The following is a 13,256-nucleotide window of genomic DNA, read 5'->3' on the forward strand; positions in this document are numbered from 1 at the left end:
GACGGCAATGCGTTGTCTTGGTGAAAGGGGTGCTGCGTATCGTCAATCTGGTCGGTTTGGGGGTCGCGCAACCTGCGTCGTCTTGCGGGCAGGGTTGGCAGTCCGCGCGCGCGTAGCATTCTCGCTCTTCGAGCACGCGGCCAGCAGGCACGAAACAAGCAAGGCGATAGACGTTCTACGCACGATCAATCGAGCCTGCTGCGCGTGGCCGCAATCGAACGAGCGGATTGGCCACGCAGCCTTGACGCATGAACCGGTCAAGCCTGATCAAGGTACGCAACGAGTTCCCACGCAACTTGTTCAACGTGCTGGCGCGTCCCCATCATGCTGTCGAGCACCGCCAGCTTTCTCGGTTCATGCACGACGACAGACGGCAGCGCGTCGCCCTTGAGGAATCGGCGCTGCGTATCGCCAAACTGACCCGCACCGAGTTTCGCGCACCATACGCCGTCTTCCGGGCAGGTCTGGCCCGTGTGAGCGACCGTACCCAACGGCAGGCGGGATGCGACGTTTTCCGGTTGCTCGGCCTGCGAAGTCTTGTCCGCGGATCCTGGGAGCGGTAATCCTGTCGCGGGATCGAGATGTTTGGCTTTCGCCATCTCGTTGATGAACTCGTCTGAAGGCTTCTGCGGTGGCGTCGCTGCGTCTTGTTCCTTTTGCCATTGGAACGTGCCGTCCCACGGCGGCAGTTTTGCCGGCGGCAGCGGAACAATCTTGTCGATATCCGGGACCTTGGGATTGCGGCCGTCGTTGTGGTCGAGAAATCTCGCAATCAGATCATAGCGTCGAGTGCGCTCCGGATCTTTAGAGAGAGCAAGGTAATACAGGCGATCACTCTCGGGAGGTGCTTCAAACCCGTTCTCCAGGAACGATGCTGACTGAACATCCCCCGATTCAACCCCTTTCTGGAACGCCTTTACCGCCTCCGCATAGTGCTTATCTGTTTTCAGATCAATTCCCAAAGCACTTGCAGCTTTACCGAACCCTTGGGCTGTTGCGCATTCGCGCATTTGCTTTGCCACCTCAGGAGCCTTATCCATCGGCGCCAGGAGGTCCGCCACATAGTATTGCGCCTCCGGACTCCCCAGATCGGCAGCTTTCCGAAAATAACGCAACGACATTTCCGGATTTTTCTTCAATCCATATCCCCCCTCCAGATAATGACCAATGTCATAGTATCCCGAGGGTATCCCTTTATCGACAAGCCGCGAGGCAAGATCGACCGACTCTTTTTCTGCGTCGGGAGAACTAGCAAGTCCCTGCGAAATCAACAATTGCGCGTTCGTATTGGCCTTATAGTGATCATAGGCCGCTGCAATACGATAATATCGAAGAATATCATCGTAGTCCTTAGGCCCACTATTTTTTTGCAAATATCTGGCATATTTGAAAAGAATATCTGCATTGGGATCCAATGATGGCAAATGATCCGATTCGTGAGCGCAGACAAACGCCAGATTTGCGCGAACGGCACTCAGATCAGGCAATTGAGACACTTTCGACTCCTTTTCGGTACATGCGCACAAGCTTACGGATAGAAAAACGATCAGGATATGTCTGTTCATCAATTAGTCTGCGTATGTACGTTTGGCCGACGTTCTCACAAATCTTACGAGTGACTTTTCCGGTGGAAGGTTCTTTGTTTTGTTCACCTTGTTCTGCTCGACGATGTCATGCCACGCCATAAAAGATTTGAAAAAGTCTTCCTGTGCGCCTTTGTCCCCGGCATGCATGCTCCACAGCCTTTGCCTCAACGACTTTGTCACGGCCGAGTTTTCGTGGCAAATATTGAGCTCACTATCGACATTCATGCTCCGGAGGTTCACATTCGCGGAACCAATCGTCATGAACGCGTCGTCAATCGTCATCAGTTTCGCATGAACATAGACAGGTAACCAGTTTCCTCCGGGTGAATCCGGAGCAACGAGCGTACAAACTTGTACCTTTAGACCCTCGATGTCCAACGGCGGAGCATCCGGGTCGATGTGTGCATTGAGCTGCTTTTTCCTCTTCAACTCGTTCAATGCTTGCTGCAGTTCTTGTTGCTTCGCCATATTATCCTGATAGAAATTCATGGCACCCTGTAGCGAAGCTGCATTGATATCAACGCCCTGTGCTGCAAATTTTTGCTGTATCGATTGTTGAGCGGCAAGCTGAGCTTCCAGGTCCTTTTTCTGTGCAGCGTAGTCATCGCTGCGCTGGAGTTGAGCCACTCCAGGCATCGAATTTCCACATCCGAGCGACTCTAGCATTTGATACGTTCTTACCGTTCCATTTCCAACCGCGTCGTCGCTGGAGTTGGTGATGACGAACAAATAAATCGAACCATCCCTGCCGAAATCACGGCCTGCCTTTGCATGCGCCTTTGCGACATCTTTTATCTTCAGTGCAAGGTCATTCCATCGAAAATATTGATTTTGGATGAAAATGCACTGAGTAGCGTTATTGACTGCATTCAAGTACATCACTTGAATTTCCCGCTTATTTTTCTCCGATTGCGTGCGAACAATCTGTGCCATCACGGAAACATCATCGGGCGCATCGTTTCTAATTTTGTGTATCCCGGCCAAATGTTCTCGCGACTTCGCCAATTTTTGGCCAGTTGCGTCATCCCATGCTTCACAGAAATTCTTGTTTAGATACTGCAGTATCGGACCGGTCACTCGACTAGAGATGTCCTGCCACGGATAAGGGCCGTTGCGTCCCTTGCTGGGCGCCATCGCCTGATAGCTGTGCTTGTCAGTGTCCCAATACTGATCGAGCATGTTGTGTCCCATGACGAAACCAGTAGCCAGATCCGAATCATCGTAGTCCACCAGCACCATTTTCTGGTGGTGCGACGGCTCCCCTCCCATTGCAGCCGAGGTCGTTGCCTTTGTGCCGCCACTCCACCCATCCATTGTCCCGTAACCGGATATTCTTCCCACGATTTCGGAGCGTACCGACAGGTCGAATCCTCGCGTAGCCAACTCGATGTTGGGGAATCCCGCAATCTTGTGCAGCACCGGGTTGGAGCCCGAAGTAAAGGGCTTCGACAAGGCAGCTACCACATTCAACGGCAAATTGACTGTGTCCTCGATAATTCGATCGGTGACGGAGTGAGACACGGGATTCGTGACATTATTTAAGTTGGCGCGCTGGTACCAATTGATGTCAAATACCCGCTCCTCATCCGTCTGATAGTCCCGCCCAAGCATCGATACGTGGTCGTAAACCCATTTCGGAAGGGCGCGTTTAAGTGGTGTTATAAAATCATTGCCCGGCATATTGTTTTCACTGAGTTCCGCCATATAAAACGGATCTCGCCAGCACAGCAGCCTTACTTTTACACCTTCTTTTCCTTTTTGCTCGAGCAGTTCGCCAATTCGCTTCCCCGTGCCATCACGGAGAAAATACATCGATGGCTGGAATCCCCAACAAATAATGTCAATCGAATGTTTTGCATCGGCTATCGCCTTGTAAACAGCGGCAAATGCATCGCGGCCATTGACCAATGACCGAAATCCTGCAGCCGACGGACTATATTCGCTATTACAAACAAACCATGGCAAACATGCCATCGCCGACGAAGTGTGATTCTGCGCAATCGGCGTGGTAATGGATTTATTTATATTGGCCATAGTCTATGCTTCCGACGAAGGACTGAGCAGTTCATTATAGATTTGCCGATGCGTGGCCCGATCTGGTGCAGCACCATCGTCCGGTGCACCTTCGTGATACTGAAACCCCTGATTCGCAAGTTTCCCGTTCTCGGCATCCCGATACTCACCCGGCACCGGAATCTCGTGCTTCACCCCGTTCGCCATCTCCAGCGTGTACTTCTGCGTGGTGACCTGATGATCGATCGGCAACTGCCCGGTCTTGTCGAACACCCCTTGCTTGACCAGCGCCCCGTCCGCGTAAAGCTTGTACGGCATGCCGACCGGAACGACACGGGTCGCGGACGGCGAGGCCATGGTATTCAGCATCAGCCGACGCGTCGGCAAATCCTTGAACGCGGGATGGGTCACATCCATCCGCGCAGGGCCGCTGAACGCATGCTGCGCGCCCTTGATGTCGATCTTTCCCGGCGCATGAATCTCGATGTCGCCCCCTTTGAGCCGAATGTACGCGCCGCCCGACGTCAACAGGATTTCCTGCTGCGCCGATGCCTGGACCTTCTCGGTCACGGAGGCCAGCAACAACGACTTCTGCGCGGTCACTTCGACATTGTCCGCATGAGTCTGAACCTCGATCTTCCCCTTCGCGGCAAACAGCTTCATCCCGGCATTCTGCACGAACAGGCTCAGTTTCTCCGTAATGCTGGCGACCAGCGATTTGCCGGTCGCCACGTGCGTGCTTTGCCCGCTGACGATATTGACGTGCTGATCCGCCGCAACGTGCGTCGACTTCTGCGTCGACAGGCCGATGCCGGCAGGCGCAGCCATGAGGATCACCGGCTGCTTGAACGCACTGGCGTCGCCCGTCCCTCCGCCGGCCGTCACACCGCCACCGCCCGTCGCACCCGATTCGCTGTGCTGCGTCGCATCCGCGAAGGCCTTGAAGGTGTCGTGGCCATCCTTCAGGCTTTCCGCCTTCGACGTTTCGCTTGCCTGCGACAAGCCATCGAGGATATTCGCGGAGCCGTTCAATTGACGCGTCGCCAGGCTGGCATCGAGTGGCTGGCTGGCCACCGGGTGCGTCGTCACGAACAGTCCTCGCCCGGCCCGCAGCGCGCCATAGGCTTCGGAGCTCAAGTCGAAGCCTTTGCCCAGATAACCGCCCCGTGCGTTGTCGTTCTGATCGATCAGGTAGCCCAGGTGCAACGCGGCATTCGTGCTGCTGCTATACAGATGCACGCGGTTCTGGCCCGTGGAGTCGTCCATGACCATCTGGTTGTAACCGCTTCCCGAAAACTCCTGGGACCGGTAGCCCGACAGCAGCGCATTCGAATGCCATCGCGGCTTCGCGGCCCCGTTGTAGACGCGGTGCAATGCAATCGGACGGTCGATGTCGTTCCCGATATGGCCGATCAGCAGTTCCTCGCCTGCGCGCGGCATGTGAACGCCACCGTACCCGTCGCCGGTGTCGGATTGCGCGACACGTACCCAGCACGACGCCCGCTCGTCACCTTCGTTGTGCCGATCCCAGATGAACAGCACCTTGATCCGGTTCAGGCTGTCGGTATACGCCTGCTGCCCTTTGGGGCCGGCCACGATGGCCGATTCCAGCTTGGCTTCCGGTTTCCGGTGTTCGAGCGGGCTGCGATATGGCACGGACGTACGCTGCGCTTCGATGGCAACTCGATAGAAGCCAGTCGAGCCGTCGTCATGCGATACGGTGAACAGCTTGTCGGGGTCGTCCGCATCGGCCTGTTTCACTGCCGAATAGAGGCTGTGCGGATAGTTGGCTTCGTGCCCGGAAAGCGGCACGTTGTTCACGATGATCCACTCGACCTCGATCACCGCGAATTCCCGGTGATCGGCCGCGTCCTGATCGTGCTCGGGATGCCCCGTCAGCGTGAATCGCCGCCCCGCATCGATGCGGCGCACCCCGCCGACACCATCGTAGCGCTTGGCTCGCGACTCCCATTCCTCCATGCGGATCTTGCCGAGATGATCGCCGCGCTCCTGTTCCGGGTACGTATAGCCGCCCGTGTATTCATACACCTCGGCCTGCGACGGCAGATCGCCCTGGTTCGCCATCGTGGGCACCGACGTCGCCTTCGGGTTGGCAGGGGTCGACGGATTCTTGTAGTCGAACGTTCGCGTCGACAGCAGGACGGACTGCAGCGTCCGGGTACCGGCCCACTGCGTCAAGGCGTCCACTTCGCCATGAACGCCCGCCCGCGAAAACTCGACCGTTGCCGGCGCAAGCGGCTCGAGCGTCTGCAGACGGTCGGTCATCACGAGCGTGTGCGATTTGCCGTCCTGCGCTTGTTTCCAGACGCCGTACAGACCTTCGGATTCGAGCAGCCGATGCACGAAATTCCAGTCGGTTTCGTCCTGACGGCAATAGGAACGCGAGGGCAGCGGTTGCGACAATTCAAAGCGATACATTCCGCGCGCCTGCGGATGCGCATCGAATACGTCGGCAATGATCGCGTCGACGGTCTTGTCTTGCCAGTGGCGCTGGTCCCGTCGGAATTTCAGGAAATGCAGCCATGACGAGAAACTGAGCTGATAACACGCGAGTCCGCCATCCACACCGAGTTTTCTCGCGGTATGAATATAGCCGTGGTGAGGAAGATAGGACTTGTCGGTTTGCTGGATCCACAGCGTGATGGGCTGCGAAATCAGTGCCTTGAGCTGGACATCATTCGATGTCGACACACAGTCGACCATGAACAGGTAATCGCGACCGATACGAGACTGCCCGAACACGCGATGCGGGATCAAGATGTTACTACCAAGCGGTGTATCGAGCTTGAGAAGCCGTTCCTGCTGAATCAGCCCTCCCGTGAGTGCCCCGATCATGCTGTGCGCATCCATAGCGCCTCTCTCAGAATTATGTTGTTCTCGACCGGCGATTCTACGAATGACGATTCTGTGACGTCAATTGGGTGGAATTCAAATAATTGAAAACTGTAATTGGTTATTCATTGGCGTGAATGCATTTAGTAATACCGAGATGCTGCGACAAGCAGATGCCATTCGTCCTGCACGATGTGGGCCGAGCATTTCCGCGTCGCCTGACGTCCCACTGCAAGCACCCGTGGCTTGCACGACGACACGGTTCCACCGTCACCGATCCCACCGCGCGATGCCCGAGCCGACCCACCCCGCGGCCCTGCTATGATCGTTTGCCTCGCGCCCGTTGCCCGCCTTTTCACAAAAGGTGCCGGAACAAACGCTACGCCGACGCGAGCCGCTGCAAAAGCCTAAAAAGAGCAATAGAGAGGCGACGGGGCGCCCCTGGCATACCCGCCGCGGATTTCCGATCCGGCCGTGCGGGCTTCGGTCCGCCATCAGGAGACATCTCCATGAATTTCATCTTGCGTGTCGGGCGCACCTGGGACACCCAGATCGATGCCATTCGCGACGCCGTTACCGAACACACGAACCTGATCCGCTACGACAACACGTACTACCGGATCTGTTCGAATGCGGCGCCGCCTTCGTTTACGATCAGCCTGCTTCCCAGCACCGGCGGCACACCGCTCGTGCTCAACATGCGTACGCGCGACCTGTACGTCGAGTTGATCGGCGGTCATCCGTTCGAAAACTACTCGCACAATCTCGACCGGATGCCGTTCGATGCGATCGCCACCAGTGGCAGCGACGCGGTGCGCGGCTTCTCGCTCGATAGCGCGATTCGCGGCCTGCTGCGCACACCCGGCGGCGACAAGCGCATGCTCACGCCCGATGATCGCTTCCTCGCGCAATCGCTCGTCGTGTTCTGCGTGGCCGAGTCGCTGCGATTCGACAAGATCGCGACCGAACTCGGGCAGTACTTCCGGTCGTCTTACGATCCGAATCATCCGGAAATCACCAGCTTCCTGAAGGGCGCCACGCCGATCCGGTATCTGCAGTCGTGGTTGAAGATGGCGAAGAACTGGGAAAAAACGACCCGGGACGTATTCGACGGCATCCCCGACAAGATGCGCGAGATCGTCGTCCAGCCGCGCGACCGGTTGTCGCCGGCCGACCGGCAGGCGTCCGCGCGCGTCGACACCACCGCGTTCGGCGAAGTCACGCAGAGGATCGCGCCGGGCATGCGCGTGCTGATGCGGCCGTCGTGACGCTCCGGCTTCCTGCCACCTGATGCCATCGACCACCGCCGGCGCAAAGCGCTTCCAGGCGCTAAAATCCGCCGCCTGAGCATCCACGACGAGCAAGCGTTTTGACGGCGTTCGAGCAGGGCTTCATCCTTACCCGCCACTGGCGGGACACCGCATCCGGCATCGAGATCGAGTTCTGGCTGGCAACCGGACACGGCCCGCGCCGCGTGCGGTTGCGCCCGCAGGAAGCCGTCGCGTTCATCCCCGCCGAGCAGCAGGCGCTCGCCGAGCACACGCTGGCCGGCGAGCGCGACGCCGAGTTGCGGCCGCTCGCGCTGCGCGACTTCCGGCAGCGCCCGGTCGTCGGCCTCTATTGCAAGCGCTACCGCCATCTGTCCGGGCTCCAGAAACGCCTGGCCGCCGCCGGCGTCGACGTCTACGAAGCCGACGTGCAGCCGCCCGACCGCTACGCGATGGAGCGCTTCATCACCGCCTGCGTCGAGTTTCGCGGCCAGCCCGGCCGCGACGGCACGCTGACCGGCGGCGAGCTGAAGCCGGCGACCGGTTACCGCCCCGCGCTGCGCTGCGTGTCGCTCGACATCGAAACCAGCGTCCACGGCGAGCTGTACTCGATCGCGCTCGAAGGTTGCGGGCAGCGCCAGGTCTACATGCTCGGCCCGCCGAACGGCGACGAACGCGATGGCACCGGCACGCTCGATTTCAATCTCGACTACTGCGACAGCCGGCCCGCGATGCTCGCGCGGCTGAACGACTGGTTCGACGAGCACGATCCCGATGCGGTGATCGGCTGGAATCTCGTGCAGTTCGACCTGCGCATCCTGCACGCGTACGCGGAGCAATACGGCGTGCCGCTGAAACTCGGGCGCGGCGGCAGCGTGCTCGACTGGCGCGCGCACGGCCAGCAGCCCGACCACTTCTTCGCGGGCGCGGCCGGCCGGCTGATCCTCGACGGCATCGACATGCTGAAATCCGCGACGTGGACCTTCCCGTCGTTCAGCCTCGAATACGTGTCGCAGTCGCTGCTCGGCGAAGGCAAGTCGATCGACAATCCGTATCAGCGGATGGACGAGATCCAGCGCCGCTTCGATCACGACAAGCCCGCGCTCGCGCGCTACAACCTGAAGGATTGCGAGCTCGTCACGCGCATCTTCGACAAGGCCGACCTGCTGTCCTTCGCGCTCGAACGCGCGAGCGTCACGGGCCTCGCGGCCGATCGCACCGGCGGGTCGGTCGCGGCGTTCACGCACCTGTACCTGCCGCGCATGCATCGGCTCGGCTATGTCGCGCCGAACCTCGGCGACGTGACGGGACAGAACAGCCCCGGCGGCTTCGTGATGGATTCGCGCCCCGGGCTGTACGACTCGGTGCTCGTGTTCGACTACAAGAGCCTCTATCCGTCGATCATCCGCACGTTCCTGATCGATCCGGTCGGGCTGATCGAGGGGCTCGCGCACCCCGCCGACGACACATCGGTGCCCGGTTTTCTCGGCGCGCGTTTCTCGCGCACCGCGCACTGCCTGCCCGACATCGTACGGCGCGTGTGGGAAGGCCGCGACGACGCGAAGCGGCAGCGCAACGCACCGCTGTCGCAGGCGCTGAAGATCATCATGAATTCGTTTTACGGCGTGCTCGGCTCGACCGGCTGCCGCTTCTTCGACCCGCGCCTCGCATCGTCGATCACGATGCGCGGCCACGAGATCATGCACCGCACGCGCAAGCTGATCGAAGCTCAGGGTTACGAAGTGATTTACGGCGATACCGATTCGACGTTCGTATGGCTCGGCCGCGCGCATGACGACGACGAAGCCGGCGCGAAGGGTCGGGCGCTGGTCGAGCACGTGAATCGCTGGTGGCAAGCGCACCTGCGCGAGCAGTTCGGGCTCGACAGCGCGCTGGAGCTGCAATACGAGCGGCATTACCGCCGCTTCCTGATGCCGACCGTGCGCGGCGCGGAAGAAGGCAGCAAGAAGCGCTATGCGGGCCTCGCGGCGACGGCCGACGGCGGCGAGGATCTCGTGTTCAAGGGGCTCGAAACGGTGCGCACCGACTGGACGCCGCTCGCGCAGCAGTTTCAGCGCGAGTTGTACCGGCGCGTGTTCAGGCGCGAACCGTATCAGGATTTCATTCGCGACTACGTGCGGCGCACGCTGGCCGGCGAATTCGACGATCAGCTCGTCTACCGCAAGCGCGTGCGCCGGCCGCTGCGCGAATACGAGCGCAACGTGCCGCCGCACGTGCGCGCGGCGCGCATCGCCGACGAGTTCAATCATGCGCAGGGCCGGCCGCTGCAGTATCAGCGCGGCGGCTGGATCAGCTACGTGATGACGACGGCCGGCCCCGAGCCGCTCGAAACGATGCGCTCGCCGATCGACTATGCGTTCTACCTGAGCCGCCAGCTTCAGCCCGTCGCCGATGCGATCCTGCCGTTCCTGCGCGACGATTTCGAACGCGTGATCTCCGGGCAGGGGCAGTTGTTCGGCGATTGACGGATCACACGCCAGCCCGTCCCGGTTGCGCACGCAACCGAGCCTTGCAGGCCATTCATCGTGCGTCGACCATGAGTCTGCGGATCGATCCGAAGCCGCATCGGTCGGCATTCGCACGTCCCCACCTGCCGCACGACAAGTAAAACCGATTGCCTCGATCAGGCGTCCAGCTTTGACGCCGCGCCGACCGGTCGCTCCGGCCGCATGCCGGATCATTGGCCTCGCGACCGATGCACGCACCTGCCGCTGAGCCGGGCCGTCCCGAGCGACACGATTGATGCAATCAGGGTCGCCTCACCACACGCGTCAGGAACGGCCCATGCGGCAAGCACCGCCGCAGCCATCGCCGATGCGTGATCGCCCCGGCATGCGCATTGCGCACTCTCACGCATTCTGGAACACAGCTCGCCAGGAATCGCCGTTTATCCGGCCGTTCCGGGTTCCTAAACTTGCTCCATCGATCTGGCGGCCTGCCGCAGGTACGCCGAATCGCAACGAAACCGTCTGAGGAAATCGTGAAATCGCTCATCGTTACCATCGCCGCCGTCACCACTACCGCCACCGCGCTGCTTGCCGCACCGACCCTGTCGTACGCGCAGTCGTCGTCCCACTCGACGCTCACCCGCGCGCAAGTGCGCCAGGAGTTGCTGGACCTCGAATCGGTCGGCTACAACCCGTCGATCGGCGACGGCGACAGCTATCCGGACGACATCGTCGCCGCGCAGGAACGCCTGGCCGCGAAGCGCCTCGCCGAACACAAGAATGCCGAAGCGGGCTACGGCCCGAACGGCGCACCGGGTTCGGATTCCGGCGCGCCGGCAGCGGCGGCCGTGGCGCACTGACGCGCCGCCGGTCACCGGGAGGAAGCCCCCAACTCCGCGCCGCCCCGCGGGCATGCGGCTAAAATACCGGCCTGCCGCGCGTCCCGCCGCGGCCGGAGGACACTCATCATGACCGCACGTCGCGGTGCCGCGGTCGCCATCGCACCCGGCCACGAGACAGCCAGCCTGTCGAAAGCCCAGCAAACGTTCAATACGCTCGTCAAGCAGATCGAGACGCGGCGCGAGCGGCTCGGCGCGTGGGAAGCCGTGATGCCGGCGTTCCAGAAGAAGTTCGTCGACGCTCTGCTGCCGCTCGAACAGGAAGCGACTGCGCTGCGCATCCGGCTGATCCATCTGCTCGACGACGCGTTCCTGCAGAAGGGCCTGAGCAAGGCCGAGCAGCGCACGCTGTCGGACCTGATCGTCGACATGGCGCGCGATTTGCTCGACGTCAGCGACGACGCGACGTTGAAAATCATCTACGACCGGCATGCCGGACCCGCGCACACCGGCCACGCGGCAGGCGCTCCCGAGCCCGCCAAACCGGGACGGGAACAGGAACCCGAGCCGCAACCGCCAGAAGATCTCGACACGCTGTCGCCCGACGAACTCGCGGCACGCATGCAGGCTGAACTCGACGCCCAGTTCGAGCGCGACATGGCCGCCCATGCGGCCCGCGAGGCGCAGCGCGCCAAGCGCAAGAAGGCACCGAAGCAATCGGCCGCGCAGGCCCGGATCGAAGCCGAGCAGGCCGAATCGAGCAAATCGATCCGCGAGATCTATCGCAAGCTGGCCAGCGCGCTGCACCCCGATCGCGAACCCGATCCGCAGGAGCAGCAACGCAAGACCGTGCTGATGCAGCGGGTCAACCGTGCCTACGAGAAAGGCAATCTGCTCCAGTTGCTCGAACTGCAGCTGGAAATCGAACAGATCGACCGGCGTGCGATCGACGGTCTCGGCGAAGCGCGGCTCACGCGCTACAACGGCATCCTGGAGGAACAGCTGCGCGAACTCGATCAGGAGATCGTGCACGTCGAGCACGACTTCCGGCGCACGTACGGGATCGCGCCGTCCACCAAGGTCGCGCCCGATACCGTGCTGCGCATGCTTGCGCGCGACATCGCCGGCATGCAGCGGAGCAACCAGGATTTGACCGTCACGCTGCGCGAGTTCGAGGATCCGGATCAGGTCAGGAACTGGTTGAAGGACATGAAACGCCGGCCCGCATCGTCACGCTTCGACGACGAATCGTATTGAGCCGCCTGCGCGCGCGTCACCGCACCTCGCCGATCCCGCCCATCAGCGTCATCAATTGCTCGCGCAGCCACTGGCTGCCCTGATCCTGATCGGCGCTGCGATGCCAGTAGCAGAAGTAGTCGAGCCCCGGCATCTCGAACGGCAGTTCCAGAATGCGCGCCGGATAGCGCTGCAGCAGCCGCAGCGGCGCCGTCAGCGCGAGATCGCTTCGCATCGCGATCAGTGGCGCGACCATGTAGTGCTGCACGCGCATCTGGATATTGCGGCGCAGCCCGAGCCGCGTCAGTTCCGCGTCGACGTGCCCGCTGCCCTTGCGGCGGCTCGACACGTGGATGTGGCCCATCGACAGGTAGTCGTCCATGGTCAGCGTGTCGCCGTTGAACGGGTGATCGTCGCGGATCATGCATGCGTAGCGGTCCTGCACCAGCAGCGCCTGGTGCAGATGCGGATCGCCGATCAGCGGCGCGTCGATCGCGATGTCGACCGAGCCGTTCGCGAGCGCGGTCGCGACTTCGCGGCGGTCCATCGTATAGCTGCGCACGTGCATGCCGGGCGCATGCGTCTGCAGCAGTTCGCCGAGCGCGGGCAGCAGCAGCGCCTCGGTCAGGTCGCTCATGCTGAGCCGGAACACGCGCTCGGACGAAGCCGGGTCGAACACGTCGCCTTCATGCGCGCTCGAATCGAGCAGTTGCAGCGCCTCGCGCACGCGGCCGACGATGTTCTCGGCCATCGGCGTCGGCATCATCCCGGCCGGCGTGCTGACGAACAGCGGATCGTTCAGCGTCTTGCGCAGCCGCGCCAGCGCGTTGCTGACGGCCGGCTGCGTGAGGTTCAGCACCTCGGCCGCGCGCGTCAGGTTGCGCTTGTTGTAGATCGCCTCGAATACGACGAACAGGTTCAGATCAATCTTCGAAAGGCGCATCGCCGGATCTCCTTGCCGGCATCTTAATACGGCGTGCGCCTCCCGTTCGC

8 protein-coding genes are annotated in these 13,256 nt (G+C 61.1%); 4 read left to right on the top strand and 4 right to left on the bottom strand.

Features of this window, described 5'->3' with window-relative positions; genetic code table 11:
• Positions 1–257: 257 nt before the first annotated feature.
• Genes H0X95_RS07890 through H0X95_RS07900 form a run of 3 tightly spaced genes read right to left on the bottom strand, consistent with a single transcriptional unit; the run spans position 258 to position 6,470 of the window.
• Positions 258–1,565, bottom strand: coding sequence for an SEL1-like repeat protein (locus H0X95_RS07890; RefSeq protein ID WP_230204558.1), 1,308 nt, complete (start codon positions 1,563–1,565; stop codon positions 258–260).
• A 3-nt stretch (positions 1,566–1,568) separates the two neighbouring features.
• Positions 1,569–3,620 carry a phospholipase D-like domain-containing protein gene (locus tag H0X95_RS07895; RefSeq protein WP_058902527.1) on the bottom strand — a complete coding sequence of 684 codons (2,052 nt, stop codon included), beginning with the start codon at positions 3,618–3,620 and terminating at the stop codon, positions 1,569–1,571.
• A 3-nt stretch (positions 3,621–3,623) separates the two neighbouring features.
• Positions 3,624–6,470: a type VI secretion system Vgr family protein gene (locus H0X95_RS07900; RefSeq protein ID WP_059720939.1), complete on the bottom strand. Its 2,847-nt coding sequence runs from the start codon at positions 6,468–6,470 to the stop codon at positions 3,624–3,626.
• Positions 6,471–6,961: 491 nt separating this feature from the next.
• On the opposite strand from H0X95_RS07900, the gene H0X95_RS07905 reads away from it, so the two are divergent.
• The 4 genes from H0X95_RS07905 to H0X95_RS07920 all read left to right on the top strand — a co-directional run bounded on the left by H0X95_RS07905 (position 6,962) and on the right by H0X95_RS07920 (position 12,284).
• The gene (locus tag H0X95_RS07905; RefSeq protein ID WP_059720940.1) at positions 6,962–7,720 is read left to right on the top strand and encodes a hypothetical protein; all 759 of its coding nucleotides are present in this window, start codon (positions 6,962–6,964) and stop codon (positions 7,718–7,720) included.
• Between the two features lie 101 nt (positions 7,721–7,821).
• Complete coding sequence (locus H0X95_RS07910) at positions 7,822–10,206, top strand: DNA polymerase II (RefSeq protein WP_059720941.1); 2,385 nt, start codon at positions 7,822–7,824, stop codon at positions 10,204–10,206.
• Positions 10,207–10,721: 515 nt separating this feature from the next.
• On the top strand, positions 10,722–11,048 hold the full coding sequence (locus H0X95_RS07915) for a DUF4148 domain-containing protein (RefSeq protein WP_006483102.1): 327 nt from the start codon (positions 10,722–10,724) through the stop codon (positions 11,046–11,048).
• A 108-nt stretch (positions 11,049–11,156) separates the two neighbouring features.
• The gene (locus H0X95_RS07920; protein WP_006483103.1) at positions 11,157–12,284 is read left to right on the top strand and encodes a J domain-containing protein; all 1,128 of its coding nucleotides are present in this window, start codon (positions 11,157–11,159) and stop codon (positions 12,282–12,284) included.
• A 16-nt stretch (positions 12,285–12,300) separates the two neighbouring features.
• Here the strand turns inward: H0X95_RS07920 and H0X95_RS07925 are convergent, their stop codons facing one another.
• Positions 12,301–13,206 (bottom strand): LysR family transcriptional regulator, encoded by a 906-nt coding sequence (locus H0X95_RS07925; protein WP_006483110.1) that lies wholly within the window; start codon positions 13,204–13,206, stop codon positions 12,301–12,303.
• Positions 13,207–13,256 lie beyond the last annotated feature (50 nt).

Origin of the sequence: Burkholderia sp. 9779_493 (assembly GCF_015712215.1) — a bacterium.
GTDB classification, from domain to species: domain Bacteria; phylum Pseudomonadota; class Gammaproteobacteria; order Burkholderiales; family Burkholderiaceae; genus Burkholderia; species Burkholderia cenocepacia.